17 protein-coding genes are annotated in these 18,499 nt (G+C 70.3%); 12 read left to right on the top strand and 5 right to left on the bottom strand.

Annotation, left to right across the window (positions count from 1 at the left end; genetic code table 11):
• Positions 1–205 precede the first annotated feature (205 nt).
• The 11 genes from NVV99_RS13880 (at position 206) to NVV99_RS13930 (ending at position 10,420) form a co-directional block, all read left to right on the top strand.
• Entirely contained in the window at positions 206–1,249 is a 1,044-nt protein-coding gene (locus tag NVV99_RS13880) for an NlpC/P60 family protein (protein WP_024101292.1), read from the top strand.
• 76 nt (positions 1,250–1,325) lie between these two features.
• Positions 1,326–2,666, top strand: a complete 1,341-nt coding sequence (locus NVV99_RS13885) for a membrane protein (RefSeq protein ID WP_041803392.1) — start codon at positions 1,326–1,328, stop codon at positions 2,664–2,666.
• An 89-nt stretch (positions 2,667–2,755) separates the two neighbouring features.
• On the top strand, positions 2,756–3,925 hold the full coding sequence (locus NVV99_RS13890) for a glycosyltransferase family 4 protein (protein WP_024101290.1): 1,170 nt from the start codon (positions 2,756–2,758) through the stop codon (positions 3,923–3,925).
• Positions 3,926–3,964: 39 nt separating this feature from the next.
• Positions 3,965–4,354 (top strand): hypothetical protein, encoded by a 390-nt coding sequence (locus NVV99_RS13895; protein ID WP_024101289.1) that lies wholly within the window; start codon positions 3,965–3,967, stop codon positions 4,352–4,354.
• Between the two features lie 113 nt (positions 4,355–4,467).
• Complete coding sequence (locus tag NVV99_RS13900; RefSeq protein ID WP_006554169.1) at positions 4,468–4,905, top strand: SRPBCC family protein; 438 nt, start codon at positions 4,468–4,470, stop codon at positions 4,903–4,905.
• Between the two features lie 23 nt (positions 4,906–4,928).
• Entirely contained in the window at positions 4,929–6,137 is a 1,209-nt protein-coding gene (locus tag NVV99_RS13905; protein ID WP_024101288.1) for an ArsA family ATPase, read from the top strand.
• The gene (locus NVV99_RS13910) at positions 6,125–6,547 is read left to right on the top strand and encodes a hypothetical protein (protein WP_033097590.1); all 423 of its coding nucleotides are present in this window, start codon (positions 6,125–6,127) and stop codon (positions 6,545–6,547) included. Before NVV99_RS13905 ends, NVV99_RS13910 begins: the two co-directional genes overlap by 13 nt.
• Positions 6,544–7,521, top strand: coding sequence for an ROK family glucokinase (locus tag NVV99_RS13915; RefSeq protein ID WP_024101286.1), 978 nt, complete (start codon positions 6,544–6,546; stop codon positions 7,519–7,521). Before NVV99_RS13910 ends, NVV99_RS13915 begins: the two co-directional genes overlap by 4 nt.
• 177 nt (positions 7,522–7,698) lie before the next feature.
• Positions 7,699–8,484, top strand: coding sequence for a 1-acyl-sn-glycerol-3-phosphate acyltransferase (locus NVV99_RS13920; protein ID WP_006554165.1), 786 nt, complete (start codon positions 7,699–7,701; stop codon positions 8,482–8,484).
• A 4-nt stretch (positions 8,485–8,488) separates the two neighbouring features.
• Complete coding sequence (locus NVV99_RS13925; RefSeq protein ID WP_006554164.1) at positions 8,489–8,980, top strand: polyadenylate-specific 3'-exoribonuclease AS; 492 nt, start codon at positions 8,489–8,491, stop codon at positions 8,978–8,980.
• A gap of 54 nt (positions 8,981–9,034) precedes the next feature.
• Positions 9,035–10,420, top strand: a complete 1,386-nt coding sequence (locus tag NVV99_RS13930) for a class II 3-deoxy-7-phosphoheptulonate synthase (protein ID WP_006554163.1) — start codon at positions 9,035–9,037, stop codon at positions 10,418–10,420.
• A gap of 172 nt (positions 10,421–10,592) precedes the next feature.
• On the opposite strand, the gene pknB is transcribed toward NVV99_RS13930, so the two are convergent.
• Entirely contained in the window at positions 10,593–12,635 is a 2,043-nt protein-coding gene (gene pknB / locus NVV99_RS13935; RefSeq protein WP_024101285.1) for a Stk1 family PASTA domain-containing Ser/Thr kinase, read from the bottom strand.
• A gap of 182 nt (positions 12,636–12,817) precedes the next feature.
• On the opposite strand from pknB, the gene NVV99_RS13940 reads away from it, so the two are divergent.
• Positions 12,818–13,189, top strand: a complete 372-nt coding sequence (locus NVV99_RS13940) for an Rv2175c family DNA-binding protein (RefSeq protein WP_024101284.1) — start codon at positions 12,818–12,820, stop codon at positions 13,187–13,189.
• 15 nt (positions 13,190–13,204) lie between these two features.
• Here NVV99_RS13940 and NVV99_RS13945 read toward each other — a convergent pair whose 3' ends face one another.
• The 4 genes from NVV99_RS13945 to NVV99_RS13960 all read right to left on the bottom strand — a co-directional run bounded on the left by NVV99_RS13945 (position 13,205) and on the right by NVV99_RS13960 (position 18,409).
• On the bottom strand, positions 13,205–14,143 hold the full coding sequence (locus NVV99_RS13945; protein WP_024101283.1) for a phytoene/squalene synthase family protein: 939 nt from the start codon (positions 14,141–14,143) through the stop codon (positions 13,205–13,207).
• Positions 14,136–15,722, bottom strand: a complete 1,587-nt coding sequence (locus tag NVV99_RS13950; RefSeq protein ID WP_019289764.1) for an alpha-(1->6)-mannopyranosyltransferase A — start codon at positions 15,720–15,722, stop codon at positions 14,136–14,138. Before NVV99_RS13950 ends, NVV99_RS13945 begins: the two co-directional genes overlap by 8 nt.
• Before the next feature lie 102 nt (positions 15,723–15,824).
• Complete coding sequence (gene crtI / locus NVV99_RS13955; RefSeq protein WP_024101282.1) at positions 15,825–17,357, bottom strand: phytoene desaturase family protein; 1,533 nt, start codon at positions 17,355–17,357, stop codon at positions 15,825–15,827.
• 5 nt (positions 17,358–17,362) lie between these two features.
• Complete coding sequence (locus NVV99_RS13960) at positions 17,363–18,409, bottom strand: polyprenyl synthetase family protein (RefSeq protein ID WP_024101281.1); 1,047 nt, start codon at positions 18,407–18,409, stop codon at positions 17,363–17,365.
• Positions 18,410–18,499: the final 90 nt, after the last annotated feature.

Here is an 18,499-nt window from a genome sequence, read left to right on the forward strand (position 1 = left end):
GGGTGGGTCCGGTACGTACCGGACCCACCCTCCTCGTGTGTCTGCACGTCCTTTCCGATGCAGGAACTGCTTGCACAAACGACCGCTGCGTGGGAGGGCTACTCGCAGGTAGACACAAACCTATGCAATTCCGTAACCTGATCGAGACCTTTGGGAAAGGATGCGAGCCCACGTGGTTTCCGACAGGACGAAGCACCTCGTACGAGTGCAGGACAGGCGACGGACCGGCCGTCCGGCGCTCGTCGTAGCCCTCGTGATGATGGTCCTCGGTTTCACCCTGGCGCCGGCGACGGCGCAACCCGCAGGGGAGAGCCCGGCAGCACGCCTCGAGCACCTCGCGGATCTGTCGCGTCGCAGCGAACAGGCCACCGAGGCGTTGCACGCCGCCGGGGCGGATCTCGAAGCGAAGGTCGCTGCGCAGCACGAGGCCGAGGTGCGTGCCGGCCAGGCCGACGACGAGCTCGGCGCCGCTCGCGCCGAGATCGCCCGCTTCAAGCCCACCGTCGACAAGCTCGCGCGGGCCAACTACCGCGGTGCGCGCACCAACCGGCTGTTCGCCGTCATGGTGAGCGACTCGCCCCAGCAGATGCTCGACCAGATGGTCCTGCTCGACGTCCTGGGCGAGCAGACCTCGCGTGAGGTCGAGGGCTTCCGGGCGGCCACCGCCGCTGCGGCCGAGGCGGCCGTCGCCGCGCAGCATGCCGCCGACGAGGCGCGTGCCGCCGCCGAGCAGGCCCAGACCCTCCGCGACGAACTCCAGCGGCGACAGGCCGAACTCGAGGAGCAGATCGAAGGGGTCCTGAACGCCTTCGAGGCGCTGAGCGACGCGGAGAAGGCCGAACTCGCCGGCACTCCCTTCCCTCCGGGCCTCGACGCCGAGAAGATCCTGCAGCACCTCGTCCCCGGCAGCAACGGCGCCGCGCTCCGCGCCGCCCTGTCGCGGATCGGCTCGCCGTACGTGTGGGGCGCGACCGGACCCGACCAGTTCGACTGCTCGGGACTCATGGTGTGGGCGTACAACCAGGTCGGCAAATCACTGCCCCGGTCGAGTCAGGCCCAGGCGCAGGGCGGCATCCCCGTCTCCCGCGACAATCTGCAGCCCGGCGACCTCGTGATCTTCTACGACGACGCCTCCCACGTCGGCATGTACGTCGGCGATGGCAACATGGTGCACGCGTCGACCTTCGGTGTGCCGGTGAAGGTGCAGTCGATCGATCGCTTCCCGTTCCACAGCGCCCGGCGGTACTGACCGGGTAGAGGCGGGATCGCAGCCGGTGGGCGAGGGCGTACGGGACCACCCTCGGACACCGACCTAGACTGACGCGGTGCCCGCGCGATCGCCCTCCACCGCCGGTACCCGCAAGTGGGAACGTCTCGGCCTGGCCGGGCTCGTGGTCGCGCTGGTCACGGCAGGACTGCTGCTGGCCGTCGACCCGGTGGACACCGACGACGCCGACAGCCGGGTACGGGCCGAACTGCAGGTCGTGCTCGACGACTGGGCGCACGCCGTCCGGACCGGCGACGACGGGTCCCTCGCGGAGTTGATCGACGACGCGTCTCCGGAACTCCTCGACGCCGAACGGGAGCGGATCGCGGCGATCTCCGCCGTTCCCCTCGCCGAGCTCGGCTACGAACTCGCCTCCGAACCCGCGCTGCCCCTGCCGCCCGAGACGATCGCCCGGTTCGCGGCCGGCGAGGTACGGGCGCACCGCGTCCACCTGCGGTACGCCGTGGACGGAATCGACGACACACCCACCCGGCGACCGGTGACCGTGCTGTTCGTCCACCGGCCGCAGGGCTGGCGGATCGCCGACGACGCACCCGATCTCGCCGGGGCGCAGACCGTCACCTGGCGAGGGCCCTGGGACCACGGCAGCCTCCACCTCGCGACCGCGCAGACCGAGGGTGGTCGCTCGCTCGCGATCGGACACCCGGACAACGCCGCCTTCGTCGACGACCTGGCAGGCGACCTGCCGTCGGTGGTCGAGGCTGTCGACGACCTTTGGGGCGATTCCTGGCCGCGACGCGCACTGGTGGTCGTGACGTCCTCACACGAGGAGTTCTCGCACCTCGTCGGGCCACGACACGACGGCGACGACATCGCGGCCGTCGCGGTCTCCGACGATGTCGACCACGAGCGCGGGATCGCCACCGGGCAGCGCATCGTCTTCAACCCGGCCGCGAGCGACCGGCTGGACGACACCTCCCGCCGGATCGTGCTCGCGCACGAGACGGTGCACGTCGCCGCACGCGCCGGCACCGTGGACGGCTCCCCGATGTGGGTCCTCGAGGGCTTCGCCGACTACGTCGGCCACCGCACGGCCGCGGAGGGCCTCGCCACCGGGCCGGTCGACGTGCAGCGGATCGCGCCGACGCTGACCCGGCAGGTACGGGCGTCGGGTGTACCGACGTCGCTGCCCGCCGACGGCGACTTCATCGGCGACCGGTCGACGCTCGCCTACGAGAGCTCCTGGTCGATCGCCGCGTACACCGCGGACCAGTTCGGACACGACACGCTCGTCTCCCTCTACCGCGCCCTCGCCGCGGGTCCCCTCACCGACGAACACCTCGACGACGTGCTCACAGACCTGCTCGGCGTCGACACCGCCGGCTTCGTGGGCGGTTGGGGTCGCTGGCTCGGAGAGCGCATCCGCGACATCCGCTGACCGGGACGGTCCGGGCCGGGCCCATCGGCACCGTCCGGAGCTCGGGACCCGTCGGCGCCTTCCCGTCGCGCTGCTTCTACGGTGGTCCCATGTCGCGGACCCTGCTGGTGACGAACGATTTCCCGCCCCGACCGGGGGGCATCCAGTCCTATCTGCACGCCTTCGCGAACCAGCTGCCGTCCGACGACCTGGTCGTCTACGCGCCGCGGTGGCGCGGCGACAGCCATGTGAAGTTCGACGCACGAGTCCCCTTCGAGGTCGTCCGTCATCCCACGACACTGATGCTGCCGACACCCGACGTCGCGCGACGGACCACGCGGCTGCTCACCGAACACGACTGCGACACCGTCTGGTTCGGAGCGGCTGCACCGTTGGCGCTGCTGGCGCCCGTGCTGCGCCGCGCCGGCGCTCATCGCATCGTCGCCAGCACCCACGGCCACGAGGTGGGATGGTCGATGCTTCCCGCCGCCCGGCAGGCGCTGCGGCAGATCGGCGAGCACACCGACACCGTCACCTACGTCAGTCGTTACACGAGGGGGCGGTTCGCCTCGGCATTCGGCCCCGAAGCGGGTCTCGAACACCTGCCGTCCGGGGTGGACACCGACGTCTTCCGGCCCGATCCGGCGGCCCGCGCCGAACTGCGGGCACGTTACGGTCTCGGCGACCGGCCCACCGTGCTGTGTCTGTCGCGCCTGGTGCCGCGCAAGGGACAGGACATGCTCATCCGTGCGCTGCCCGCGATCCGGAAGCGGATCGACGGTGCCGTCCTCGTCATCGTCGGCGGCGGACCGTACGAGTCGCGCCTGCGGGAGCTCGCGCGCCGCACGGATGTCGAGGAGCACGTCGTATTCACCGGCACCGTGCCGTCGGCCGAGCTCGCCGCGCACCACACCATCGCTGACGTGTTCGCGATGCCGTGCCGGACCCGCGGCGGCGGTCTCGACGTCGAGGGCCTGGGCATCGTGTACCTCGAGGCGTCCGCGACCGGGGTGCCCGTCGTGGCAGGCCGGTCGGGTGGTGCCCCGGAAACGGTGCGCGACGGTCGCACCGGCTACGTCGTCGACGGCACCTCCGTCACAGCCGTCGCGACCGCGGTGTCCGGTGTCCTCGCCGATCCCGATCGTGCCGCCGCGATGGGCGCGGCCGGTCGAGAGTGGGTCTCCAGCGATTGGAGATGGGACGTCCTGGGCGCAAGATTGCGCGGTTATCTCGACGCCTCGGCGCCCCCGAACGAGACGGTGACGCCGTCGGCGGGGTGACCGGACGGGCCGCCGACGCGATATGTGAAGCTGTTCTGCGTGAGCAGCATTCAGGTGGCGGACCAGACCTTCGTAGCGGCGCCTCCGGAGCGCATCGCCGAGGAGGTCGCGGCCCTCGATCGGTGGCGTGCATGGTGGCCCGATCTCGTACTGACCGTGCGGGAGGACCGAGCCGAGAAGGGCATCCGGTGGACGGTGTCGGGTCCGCTCGACGGAACGATGGAGGTGTGGATCGAGCCGGTTCTCGACGGCGCGGTGATCCACTACTTCCTGCACTGCGAGCCGGCCGGTGTCGCGCCCGAGCGGGTGGCGGGTCTCGACCTCGCGGGAATGAACCGTACGCGCCGGGTCCAAGGGAAGGTGATGACCTTCGAGGTCAAGCAGCGTCTCGAGGCCGGTCGTCCGGCAGGTGAACCGCCGCGACACTGAAGCCACCGAAGGAGCGTCGTCCCGATACCGTTGTTCCCACGGTGTGTGATAGACCCTCGGGGCGGGACTGATCGGTGCACACCCGAGGGACCGAGAAAGGGAGCCGTCACCACATGGCCGAGAAGACGAAGAGGTCGATCACCATCGACGCGCCGGCCGAGCGTGTCATGGAGGTCATCGCAGATTTCGATGCCTATCCGACGTGGGTGTCGGCGGCGAAGACCGTGGAGGTCGTGGAACATCGTCCCGACGGCCGCGCCGAACGCGTGCGCTTCGTCCTCGACGCCGGCATCGTGAAGGACACCTACGTCCTGCGGTACAAGTGGGCGTCCGACAACCGTGCCGTGAGCTGGGAGCTCGAGAGCGGTGAGATCCAGAAGGCCCAGTCCGGTTCGTACGTGCTGACCGAGGCTCCCGGCGGCACCACGGTCGTCGACTACCAGCTCACCGTGGATCTCACGATCCCGATGATCGGTCTGTTCAAGCGCAAGGCGGAGAAGGTCATCACCGACACCGCGCTGAAGGAACTCAAGAAGCAGGTGGAGGGCTGAACGTCCGGCACGCCCCGGCCCGCGTGCGATGGTTCCTCGGAAAGGGCGGCGCCGGGAAGACGACCCTTGCCGCGGCCGAGGCGCTCGCGACCGCCCGTGCGGGAGAACCCGTGCTCGTCGTGTCCATCGACCGGGCGCACTCTCTCGGCGACGTGCTCGACCTGCCTCCGGCCACGAACCGGGACGCCGGCGCGACGGACATCCGCACCGTCGAGGACAACCTCGGCATGGTCGAGATCGACTCGCTGCAGCTGCTCCGCACGCGCTACGCGGTCCTCGCCTCGATGGCGGCGCTCGCCGGGACGCACGAGCACGCAGACCAGTTCGACCTGCCCGAGCCCGACGAACTGACCGGGCTTCCCGGCGTCGAGGAACTGCTCGTGCTCGCCGAGGTCGCGCGACTCGCGGACAGCGGACGGTGGGCTCTCGTCGTCGTCGACGCCCCGGCCTCCGCCGACGCCCTGCGCACCCTCACCGCGCCGCGCACGGTCTCCGATTCGCTGGAACGGATCTGGCCTCAGCACAGCCGGGTCGCGGCGGCCACCGGTCCGGACCCCCGCACGGGTGTCTTCGTCGCGCTGTTCGATCGGTTGCTGTCGGGGATCACCGCGGTACGCGACCTGCTCGACGATCGCGGACGCAGCGCCGCGGTGATCGTGGCGACGCCCGACCGCGCCGGTCGTGCCGAGCTCGCACGGGTGCGATCGTGGCTCGCCCTGTCCGGCATTCGCGTCGACGCGGTCGTCGTCAACGGCGTCGTCCCCGCGGTGGGCGGTTCGGGTGCGGCTGCACGGCTGCTGGCCGATCAACGGGCCGCGCACGAGGCGATCGTCGCCGAGATCGGGGCGGCCGTCACCGACGTTCCCGTGATCGTGTGCGAGCGCCGTGCTGCGGAGCCGGTAGGGTTGGCAGCTCTGGAGGAGCTCGCCACGGCGCTCCGCCGCGATGCACTCGTTCCCTCGTCGGAGACCGACGAGCCGGTCCGGGTGCAGCACGAATCGGGAACGGGGGTGGAGTCGGTGTACGCGATGCGCATGTACCTGCCGCTCGCCGATCCCGCGTCCCTGACACTCGGACGGATCGGCGACGACCTCGTCGTCGGCGCCGACGGCATGCGACGCCGGGTGCGACTCGCCTCGGGGCTGCGGCGGTGCACCGTCTCCGATGCCGAGTTCGACGGAACCGATCTGGTGGTGCGATTCGTACCGGATCCGGCGGTGTGGCCGCTGTGAGGGACGACCACGAAGCCCTGATCTCCGAGTTGTTGTTGCTCGCCGACGCCGTGCTCGACCGCGTCGAGGGCACGGTGCAGCAGTTCGTCGCCGCGACCGGCGACGCGTCGGCTCATACCGCCCCCGATACCGCGACCGGTTCGACGGCGCCGGGTGACGCCGAGGCCGCGACCACCCCGAACGGGTGCGCGTGGTGCCCGCTCTGTGCCGCCGCAGCCCTGGTTCGCGGCGAGAACCACGAACTGGTCAGCAGGCTGGCGTCGAAACTGGCGGCGTTGATCGCGTTGCTGCGGAAGTTCCTCGCGCAGTTCCTGCCCTCGACCGGTGGCGTCCCGCCCGAGCCGACCCCCGATCCGCCGACACGGGATCGTCCGGCCTTCGAGCCGATCTCCGTCAACCTCCGCACGTGAACACGCACGACCCCGGGCTCACGGTCGGGATCGACATCGGGGGCACGAGCATCCGCGCGGCAGCCGTCGACCGTAACGGCGACGTCGTCGACAGTGTGCGCACGCAGACGCCGTCCTCCGCGGTCGCCCTCGAGAACGCGCTGCACCGGCTCGTCGAGCATCTGCGTGAGCGCAACGACATCGGCGCGGTCGGGCTGGGGGTCGCGGGTTTCCTCACCGAGGACCGCACCACCGTGCGGTTCGCACCGCATCTGCCCTGGCGCGATACGCCGCTCGCCGAGACGCTCACCGAACGCTTCGGGTTGCCGGTCGTCCTCGAACACGACGCCAATGCCGCGGCCTGGGCCGAGTACCGCTTCGGCGCCGCCGCGGGCAGCACGATCGCGGTGATGGTCGCGCTCGGAACGGGCATCGGCGCGGCCCTGCTGCTCGACGGCAGGATCTATCGCGGTGCCTACGGTGTGGCGCCCGAACTCGGTCACCTGCAGGTCGTGCCCGACGGGCGGCCCTGCCCGTGCGGCAAGCAGGGATGTTGGGAGAGGTATTGCAGCGGAACGGGTCTCGTGGACACGATCGTCGAGATGCTCGCGGCCGAACCCGGGCGGTCCGTTCTCGCGGGCGAGATCGCCTCGGATCCCGGATCGCTCACCGGCCGGCGGGTCGCCGGTGCGGCCCACGACGGCGACCCCGTCGCTCTCGCGGCCTTCGACGATTTCGCCCGCAGGCTCGCGCTCGGACTGGCGCTCGTCGCCGACGTCTACGACCCCGAGCTCGTCGTCATCGGGGGAGGAGTCTCCGGTTCCGCGCCGTTGTTCCTCGACGCCGCGCGCGAGCACTACGCGGCCGTGACCACCGGCGCCGGCCATCGTCCTCTCGCGCGCGTCCGGGTCGCGCAGCTCGGCGACGCCGCCGGGCTCATCGGTGCCGCCGATCTCGCCCGATCCGCGATCGAAACCTCACGACCGCCGCTGTAGTCGAATTCCACTGGAGGTGAGATTCGCCGGAGGTGAGATTATCGTCACGTCGACGTTGAAAGGGTGGGGTCGAGCACTGGGGCGATGTGCGAGGGGCAGTCGCGTCGTCGTAGAGTCGACCGGCGGGCGGTGCTGCACCGATCCGTGTGGGGGATGATCGGATTCGGGAAGGATGCCATGTGGTACTGGCTGTTCAAGTACGCCCTCCTGGGGCCGCTGCTGTGGCTCATAGGACGTCCGAAGTTCGAGGGCGGCGAGAACATTCCGGCGCACGGACCGGCGATCCTGGCCAGTAACCACCGGGCCGTCCTCGACTCGTTCTACCTTCCCCTCCTCGTACGTCGGCGCATCACCTTCCTCGCGAAGAGTGAGTACTTCACCGGCACCGGACTCAAGGGCGCCTTCCAGCGCTGGTTCTTCTCGTCCGTCGGGCAGGTCCCCATCGACCGCACCGGCGCCGACGCCGCGCAGGATGCGCTCAACGCCGGGGTCCGGGTGCTCGGCCAGGGCAAGCTGCTCGGCATCTATCCCGAGGGCACCCGCTCACCCGACGGACGCCTCTACAAGGGCAAGACCGGCCTCGCGCGACTGGCGCTGGAGACCGGCGTCCCCGTGATCCCCGTCGCCATGATCGGCACCGACCGGATGAACCCCATCGGGTCGAAGATGTGGCGACCGGCGAAGATCACCGTCCGGATCGGTGAGCCCATCGACTTCTCCCGGTTCGAGGGCATGGGCGGAAACAGGTTCGTGGAGCGCACCGTCACCGACGAGGTCATGTACTCGCTCATGCAGCTGTCGGGCCAGGAGTACGTCGACATCTACGCCGCCTCCCTCAAGAACAAGGGCTCGGCGGACGAGTCGGGGGTCGGGGACACGGGCGCGTCGACGAACGGCAGTGCCGCGACCCCGCCGCAGGACGGTCCCGTCGCGGACCGCGTTCCCGACACGCGCGCCGGGTGAGCAGGTGCGCTACTTCTACGACTGCGAGTTCATCGAGGACGGACGCACGATCGAACTCGTCTCGATCGGTGTCGCCTGCGAGGACGGCCGCGAGTTCTACGCGGTGTCGACCGAGTTCGACCCGACCCGGGCCGGAGCCTGGGTGCGCCGCAACGTCCTCCCGAAGCTCCCGCCCCCGGCGCACCCCGCCTGGAAGTCGCGATCGAGGATCCGCGACGACTTGCTGAAGTTCCTCGTGCCACGACCGGGCATCCGGCCCGAACTGTGGGCGTGGATCGGAGCCTACGACCACGTCGTGCTCGTCCAGCTGTGGGGCACCATGCCCGAACTCCCGGACGTCCTGCCCCGCTTCACCCGCGAGCTCCGGCAGTATTGGGAGGACTCGGGCTCACCGCCCCTGCCCCCGGCGCCGGACGACAACCACGACGCCCTCGCCGACGCCCGCCACAACCTCGCAAAGTTCGAAGCGATCGAGGTTGCTCGCCGGTCGCGGTGACGCGGGTAACGGGGTGCTGCGCCGCTTCCGGCCGTCACGCCATATCCTGGACGGGTGAACTGGACTGTCGACGTGCCGATCGACCGCTTGCCCGAACTTCCCCCGTTGCCCGAGGAGCTGCGTGCCAACCTCGACGCGGCGCTTGCAAAGCCGGCGCTGCAGCAGCCCAGCTGGCCCGAGGAACAGGCCGCGGCGATGCGCACCGTGCTCGAGAGCGTGCCTCCCATCACCGTGCCCCGCGAGGTCGAGGAGCTGCAGAACCAGCTCGCCGCCGTCGCTCGGGGTGAGGCCTTCCTCCTCCAGGGTGGCGACTGCGCCGAGACGTTCGCGGACAACACCGAGCCGCACATCAAGGGCAACATCCGCACGCTGCTGCAGATGGCGGTGGTGCTGACCTACGGTGCGTCGACGCCGGTCGTGAAGGTCGCGCGGATCGCCGGCCAGTACGCCAAGCCGCGTTCGTCCGACACCGACGCGCTCGGTCTGCCGTCCTACCGCGGCGACATGGTCAACTCGCTGGTCGCCGATGCCGAGGTGCGCAGGCACGATCCGTCGCGCCTCGTGCGCGCCTACGCGAACGCGAGCGCCGCGATGAACCTCGTGCGTGCCGTCACCGCCGCCGGTGAGGCCGACCTGCACCGCGTGCACGACTGGAACCGGGCCTTCGTCTCGGCCTCGCCCGCCGGTGCCCGCTACGAGGCGCTCGCCTCCGAGATCGATCGTGGTCTGCGATTCATGGACGCTTGCGGTGTCATCGACCCGAATCTGCGCGCGGCGACGATCTATGCCAGCCACGAGGCTCTCGTCCTCGACTACGAGCGCGCGATGCTGCGCCTCGACAACTCGGGCGACAAGCCGCGCCTGTACGACCTGTCGGCCCACTTCCTGTGGATCGGTGATCGCACCCGCCAGCTCGACGGCGCGCACATCGCGTTCGCGGAACTGCTGTCGAACCCGATCGGTCTGAAGATCGGTCCGTCGACCACCCCGGAGATGGCCGTCGAGTACGTCGAGCGCCTGGATCCGCACAACACGCCGGGCCGACTGACCCTGATCTCCCGGATGGGTCACTCGAAGGTCCGCGATCTGCTGCCCGGCATCATCGAGCGCGTCGAGGCCTCCGGTCACAAGGTGATCTGGCAGTGCGACCCGATGCACGGCAACACCCACGAGGCGTCCACCGGCTACAAGACCCGTCACTTCGACCGCATCGTCGACGAGGTGCAGGGCTTCTTCGAGGTGCATCGCGCGCTGGGCACGCATCCGGGTGGCATCCACGTCGAGCTCACCGGTGAGGACGTCACCGAGTGCCTCGGCGGTGCCCAGGACATCTCCGATCTCGACCTGCACGGTCGCTACGAGACGGCGTGCGATCCGCGGCTGAACACGCAGCAGTCGATCGAACTCGCGTTCCTGGTCGCGGAGATGCTCCGCGGTTGATCGCAGCGGAGATGCTCCGCGGTTGATCGCAGTGGAGATGCTCCGCGGTTGATCGCAGTGGAGATGCTCCGCGGTTGATCGCAGCGGAGATGCTCCGCGGTTGATCGCAGTGGAGATGCTCCGCGGTTGATCACAGCGGAGATGCTCCGCGGGTAGGGGACAGGCGGTCGGATCAGGGCAGTGCGGTCAGCGTGACCGTGCTGCCCTGTTCTGCTCTCCGCCCCGCCCCGGGATTCTGGCCGATCACGACCGAGCGGTCGTAGTCGCCGAGTTGCCGCACCTCGACCTCGAATCCGAGGCGGGTGAGTTCGTCGCGGGCCGAGCCCACCGAGCGTCCCAACATCGACGGCACCTTCACTGCATTGGATACAAGGAGGGTGACGGTTCCGCCGGCGCTGACGTCTTCGCCCTCCTCCGGGTCGGTGCCGATGACCCGCCCCTCGTCGACATCGGCGTCGAAGACCTCACGGATGTCCCCGACGGTCAGGCCTGCCTCGTCGAGGATGCGACGCGCCTCGTCGACGGGGCGCCCGGTCAGATCGGGCAGGGTCACGGGCGGCGATCCCTTGCTGATCACAAGCGCGACCTCGGACCCCACGGGCAGGACGGTGCCGGGCGCGGGGTCGAGCGCGGCCACTCCGCCCTCGGGCACCGTGGTGCTGAACGCGGTACCGCCCTCGACCGGTTCGAAGGTGCGGCTCCGCAGTTCGTCCTCGACGACGGATCTCTCACCGGCGCCGGGAATGGACGGGACGGTCGGTCTGCCGAGCGACACGAGCAACGCGATCGTGTCGCCGTCGGGCACGCGTGAGCCCGCGGTGGGGTCGGTGCCGAGGACGGTGTCGACGGGAACGTCGTCGGAGTATTCGCCCCGGATCTCGCTGGACAATCCGGCCGTCTCGATCGCGGACACGGCCGCCGCCTTGTCGAGTCCCAGCACGGTCGGGACGTCGCTGAGCCGGCCGGCGCCGAGCCACCACCCGGCGATCCCCATGAACAACGCGAGCACGATGATCGCGGCGATCCAACCGGCGGCGGACCGGCGCTGACGGCGGCGGTCGACGGCGTAGTCGGGCCGGGGCGCCACCGGTTCGGTATCGGGACGCGGATGGGTGCGGGTCGCGACCCGGGTCGGGTGCGGGCGCGTGGCCGGTGCATTCGGGCCGGGCGTGGCCGGCACGGCGGTCTGCACGGTCGTCGGAGCATGCGAGTTCGCGGCCGAGCCGGTAAGCACCGTCGTCGGCGGAGCAGGATCGGCAGGCCCGGAAGCGGCGCCGTCGATGGTGCGGGTCGGTGCCGCGGCATCGGGATCCACCACGGGTGGCGTCCGCACCGCGGATCGTCTCGGAGCCGGAACCCGGTAGCGGGGGAGATCGAGCGTGTCGCATATCTCGCCGAGCGCGACGGCCATCACCTGCGCGTCGGCGTAGCGTTCCGTCGGTTCGCGTTCGGTGGCCCGGCGGACGAAGGCGTCCAGTTCGGGAGGAACCCCGTCGATGGCCGAACTCGGATCCGGCACGTCCTTCTCCACGCGCTGGTATGCCACCGACAGGGACGTGTCGCCGGTGAAGGGAGTGCGGCCGGTGAGCATCTCGTACACGAGCACACCGGCGGAGTAGACGTCGCTACGCGCGTCGGCGCTGCCGACGGTCACCTGCTCCGGAGACAGGTACGCCGCGGTGCCGAGGATCACGCTGCGCGAGGTGGTGGTCGCGGCGGCGACCGCCCGGACGAGCCCGAAGTCGGCGATCTTCACCTCACCGTTGCCGGAGATGAGGATGTTCTCGGGCTTGATGTCGCGGTGCACGAGACCCGCCCGGTGGGCGACGGCCAGGGCTCCGAGGACCGGTGCGGCCACGGCGGCCGCGGCGTGCGGCGGCATCGGCCCGCGTTCGCGCAGTAGCTCGCGCAGGGTGCCGCCCTCGACGAGCTCCATCACGAGGAAGACGTGATCGCCGTCCTGGCCCTGGTCGTAGACCGCGACGAGCCCGGGATGCGTCAATCGCGCGACGGATCTGGCCTCGAACTCGAACCGTGCCAGGAATTGGGGATCGGCCGCGAACTGCGGATCCATGATCTTCACGGCGACGGGACGGTCGAGACGCATGTCGGTGCCGCGGTAGACGGTCGACATGCCGCCCCGCGCGATCTGCGATTCGATGCGATAACGCCGGTCGAGCACGACGCCGACCAGTCGGTCGCCTCCAGCGGTCACCCGGTGTACCCCCGTGTCTCGTGCGTGATGGTGGGACGCCGGTACCCGGGCCTTCGAGGTATCGACGTGACGAAGCTCCGGCTCCGCGTGTGCGGAGCGATTTCGTCCCCGTCGATCGTAGCCAGCTCCCGTGGACGGTAGCCGCGTAGCTGCCTGCGCGGCCGCAGCGATAACGTGGTGGGGTGAGTGCAATTCCTTACTGCGACGACGTTCTCGACCGCTCCGTGCCCGTGGTGCAGCTCGTCGACGTGGCCAAGAGCCTCGGCGTCGCCACCTCCCGCGTACACCAGATGGTGCGCGACCGGCAGCTGCTGGCGTTCAAGCGCGACCGCGTGCCGGTCCTGCCCGAGGCCTTTCTCGACGAGGAAGGAAACGTTCTCAAGGGTCTTCCGGGCCTGATCGCGGTGCTGCACGACGGCGGTTACGAGGACGACGAGATCCTGCGGTGGCTCTTCGCCGAGGACGATTCTCTTCCCGGTGGATGCCCTGTGGCCGCGATGCACACGCAGTCCGCGCGCGAGGTCGTGCGGCGGGCGCAGGCGCTCGCCTTCTGAGTCTCCGGGGCGTCGTTACCGCTTCCGGAGCAGTGAGCCGGCGACGTACTCGGTGATCATGACCGCGGCGCGCGTGCGGCGCGGAACCGTCGCGCGCCGGTCGAGCACCCGGAACCCGCTGCGTTCGACCTCGTCGAGAATCCGCCCGTAGAGCGTGAAGGCTGCGCGGATACCCGGCCGGATCCGGTCGGGGAGTACCTCCAGCCCGGGTTCGGCTTTGCGATATTCGGCGCGGGTCAGCGCGACCGCGTGGGCGAGTGCCCGCCGGACCCTCGGGTCCATCGCGCCGGTGCGCCGGCATTCCTGCAGCAGGTCGATGTCGACCCCGAAGGCCGACCACAGTTCGAGCGGGATGTAGAGACGTCCGCGTTCGAGGTCCTCGCCCACGTCGCGGATGAAGTTGGTGAGCTGGAACGCCGCCCCGAGCGCGGCTGCGGCGGGCGGGGCGGCCGGATCGTCGACGTCGAGGATCGGCAGCAGTTCGAGACCGATCACCGCCGCCGAGCCGTACATGTACTCGCGCAGTTCCTCCATGGTCCCGTAGCGGGGCCGGAACTCGGGCGTGCCGGGCACGTCCATGCGCATGGATCGGATGAACGCCTCGAAATAGTCGATCGGGATGCGGTACTGCCCGATCGTGTCGGCAAGCGCGCGGACCACGAGACCGGTGTGGTCGAGCGGGCCGGGAACGCCGGCGAGTGCGGCGTGCAGACGGCTGTGCGCGTCGTCGACACCACGGATCGCGGCCTCCGGGTCGTCCACGGCGGTGACGTCGACGATGTCGTCGACGTGTCGGGCGAAGCCGTAGAGCGCGTGCACGGCGTGTCGTCGCGAGGCGGGCAGCAGCCGGGTCGCGAGGTTGTAGGTGCGTCCGTGTTCGGCGGTGAGCTCGGCGCAGTAGGCGTAGGCCCGGGTGAGATCGTCGGCCGCGATCCCCGTGGGGCGCTCAGGCACGGTCGTCCAGGGCAGCGCCGGCGGGTGATGCCGGTCGAGGTCGTAACCGCAGGCGCAGCGGGTCGTAGGTGACCAGCGAACGGGCCGCGACGATCGAGGCGAACACCGCGAGCGCGACGTGCGCGATGTTGTACATCCCGATCGACCCGTCGGGGTTGAAGATCAACATCAGCCATGTCGACAGTGCGACGAGCACCATGAGCACCCGGGGCGACATCGCGAAGGCGGCGGCGACGGCGAGCGGCCAGGAGTAGTACCAGGGCAGCGCGGCGGGCGACAGCAGGGTCACCGCAGTCAGCGCCACGACGATCCCGAAGATCGCGTCGCGCTCGGTGCGGCGGAAGCGCCACCACGCCCACACGAGGATCACCACCAGCGCGATCGCGCAGAGCATGCGTGTGATGTCGAGGACCGATCCGAGCCGCCACGGAGTGACCCAGGTGACGGCGTGCGCCATCATCGTCGGCAGCGACAGCCAGTTGATGATCTTCGACGAGCCGGACAGGGCGGTGAGCCAGCCGATGCCGACACCGGCGAGCAGCGAGGTGCCACCGAAGACCGCGGCGAAGACCCCCAGTCCCAGGCCGACGGCCTTGGCGAACAGGCGCACGGGCGCTGCCGGTTCGCGTCCCTCGGCAAGCGCACGATCGCGTTCGTGGATCATCCACACCCACACCAGGAAGGGCAGTGCCAATCCTGCGGTGGCCTTGATCGCGGCGCCGAGGGAGACCAGGGCGATGCCGCCGAGGTGCCGGCCCTCGAGCACGAACACGATGCCGGCGATCATGAGACCGACCATCAGCAGCTCGTTGTGCACACCGCCGACGAGGTGGATCAGTACGAGCGGGTTCAGCACTGCGAGCCACAGGGCAATCGCGGGATTTCCGCCCATGCGACGGGCGAGTTTCGGCACGGCCCACGCCATGAGTGCCAGGCCGGGAAGCATGGTCAGGCGCCACAGCCAGGTGCCCGTCACCACGTTGTCGTCGGTGATGGACGTGATGCCCGCACCGAGCAGCAGGTGGACGGGCCCGTAGGGCGTGGTCGTCGTTGTCCACACATTGCTGACGTTGTCGAGCAGGACGCCCGGATTGACGACCGGGCCCACCTCGTACGGGTCGAAACCGTCGCGCAGCAGTGCGCCCTGCGCGAGGTAGGAGTAGGCGTCGCGGCTGAACATCGGTGTCGCGACCAGCAGGGGAGCGGTCCACGCGGGCAGCACCGTCCACAGATCGCGCACCGTGACGTGGCCGGCGAGGGTCGCCCGGCCGACGCGCACCCACGCTGCGATCATGAGGAGCACACCGACCCACAGGATGATCCGCGAGAGCAACTGGCCGTGGCCGAACCGCAGCCACGACAGATAGATGTCCTCGAGCAGCGGGTCGATCCGCCGGACACTGCCCGATCCGAAACTGCCGAAGGTCATGAGTACCGCGCCCCACGCGCCGAGCAGTGCGGCATGGCCGGCGGGACTCCTCAGGAATGCGTGCTTCGGACGCTCACCCTTCGGTGCGGCCGTCCCCTCCGGCGCGGGCGAGGTCTGCGGCTCGGCGTCGGGCGAGGCAGGGGACGACATCGGTACGGTTCCTCCCCCGTGGACGTGTGGATGCGCGGCGCGCGCAGATAGCTGGCGAACGAGGACAGTTTAGTGGAGACGCGGAGCGTGGTGCGCCCGGTGTCACCGCCTTCGCGGAACACCGAGCCGTTCGGCGGCGAGCCTTCCGGACAACAGCACGGTGGGGACACCGACGCCCGGCACCGTCGCCGACCCCGCGAGCACCACGCCGGGAACGGCCGGATCGAGGTTGCGGCGCCGGAACGGTCCCGTCTGCCGGAAGACGTGAGCGCTCGAGAACGGGCTGCCCGCCTGCATGCCACGAGCGTGCCAGGTGGCCGGCGTGTCGATGTGGTCGACGCGGAAACCGTCCGTGATGCCGCCGTATCCGCGGCGGTCGAGGACGTCGAGCAGTTCGTTGCGATAGGGCACCGCGAGCTCGGCCCAGGCGAGCGGAGCGCTGTCGAGGTTCGGGCATGGCGCCAGCACCGACAACGGTTCGTGCTCGACGCCCTCACGGGTGAATCGCAGGCCGGGATCGGACAGTGCCGGTCGCGTGATGAGCAGCGAGGGGTCCGACATCGGCCGGCCGCGTCCGCGGCTGCGGGTGATCTCCGCGAAGGTGCGGTCCCACTCCCCGCCGAAATCGATCACGTGGTGGTGTTGCGCCGCCCAGCCACGGGTCACCCCGGTGGGGATCGACCCGTGCAGCACGACGGCCGACGGCGCGGCCAGCGTGCGGCGGCACCGTCGGCGCGGCAGCAATCCGTCGACCACCGGGGTGTCGGGGGTCAGGACGGCCGCGTCGCACGGGAAGCGCTGTCCGTCGCGGGTGCGGACACCGTCGACCCGACCGGCGGAGAGGTCGAGCGAGGTCACCTCCCGGCCGAGTTCGAGCCGTCCGCCGGCCTCGACGAACGCCGCGGCCATCGCGCGGGCGACCGACCGCATGCCGCCGTCCACCGCGTACACGCCCAGCGACGTGTCCATGTGGGCGATGGCCCCGTAGACGGCGAGGGCCCGTGCCGGAGCGACCCCCGCGTACAGCGCCTGGAAGGTGAAGACGCGGCGCAGGCGCGGGTCGGTGACCCTGCGATTCACCTGCGCGCCGAGCCTGCCGAACCCGCCCAGTCGGAGCAGACGCGCCAGATCGCGCAGCGCCGCCGGGGACGAGACCAGGTCGAGCGGCGAGTCGAAACTCGCGTCCATGAAGCGGTCGAACTCGGCGTCGAAGATGTCGGCGAGCCACGCGCGCAACCCCAGATAGCGGCGTGCCTCGTCGGGACCGCACACCCGTGAGATCTCCGCGACCATGGCGTCGGGGTCGGAGTGCACGTCGATCGAGGTGCCGTCGGCGAACCGCGCGTGGTAGGCGGGGGACAGTCGCCGGGTGCGCAGGGCCGGCCGGACGGAGTTGCGGTCGGTGCCCACCGCGGCGAGCGCGTCGTCGATCAACTCGGGCATCGTCAGCACGGTGGCGCCGTTGTCGATCTCGTAGCCCGGGCCGTGATAGCTGCCGACCCGGCCGCCGACGTCGTCGGCGCGTTCGAGCACCGTGACGTCCTTACCGGCGCCGCGCAGGTACAGCGCCGCCGACAGACCGGCGAGACCGGCACCGACCACGACGACCCGGTCGGCGCCGGGAACGGTCCGCACCGCCGTCACGCCACCCGTCGCGTCGCCGCGACCGCCGACTCGCGCAGAAGGGCCTTGCCCTCCTCGGTGGCGCCGGACGCCTCGAGCGCCTCGAACGCGCTGTCGGTCAGTTCCGAGATGCGGTCCTCGATTCGGGCGACCGCGCCGAGATCGACGAGCAGCGAGCGGAGGTGCTCGACCTGCGCGTCGGACAGATCGGTCCCGATCGAGGTGCGCAGCAGCTCGGCCGCGGCCGGATCGGAGGCATCGGCCGTCTCCAGTGCCAGCGCGTACAGGACGGTCCTCTTGCCCGAGCGCAGGTCGTCGCCCGAAGGCTTGCCGGTGACCTCGGGGTCGCCGAAGACACCGAGCAGGTCGTCGCGCAGCTGGAACGCCAGGCCGATGTCGGTGCCGAAGCGGCGGTATGCGGCGATGAGGTCGTCGTCGGCGCCGGCGAGGGCAGCGCCGATGTGCAGGGGGCGTTCGATCGTGTACGCCGCGGTCTTGAACCGGTTGACCCGCGTAGCGGCCTCCACCGATTCGTCCGCCGCCACTTCGTTGGCGATGTCGAGGTACTGCCCGCCGAGCACTTCGGTGCGCATCGCGGTCCAGGGCGGGACCACGCGCGCGACGGTCGCGGGGTCGAGCCCCGCCGAGTGCAGCATGTCGTCGGCCCAGACCAGGGCGAGGTCGCCGAGCAGGATCGCGACCGACTCGCCGAACTGCTCCGGCCTGCCGTGCCAGCCGGCCTTCCGGTGCTGCTCGGTGAACTCGACGTGCACGGTGGGGAATCCGCGGCGCGTGGTGGAGTCATCGATGATGTCGTCGTGGACGAGCGCCGCGGCCTGCACGAGCTCGAGCGCGGAGCACGCCTGCAGGACGGCCTCGGCGTCCGGCCCGGTCGGGTCACCACCGGCGCCGAGCCAGCCCGTCCAGGCGAAACGCGGACGCACCCGCTTGCCGCCGCGCAGCACGAATGCCTCGAGCGTGTCGACGGCCTGCCGGTATCCATTGCCCACCGAGTCGACCAGGTCGGAGCGTGAGGTGAAGAACTGCCGGAGGGAGTCCTCCACCCGATGGGGGAGCTGCTCGGCAGACAGGTGAACGGCGCCGGTAGACAGGACGAAACCTCCAGGTCGGTGGGTGACGGCACCTCGGAGGCG

The organism is Rhodococcus sp. PAE-6, assembly GCF_025290685.1.
Taxonomy (GTDB): Bacteria; Actinomycetota; Actinomycetes; order Mycobacteriales; family Mycobacteriaceae; genus Rhodococcus; species Rhodococcus pyridinivorans.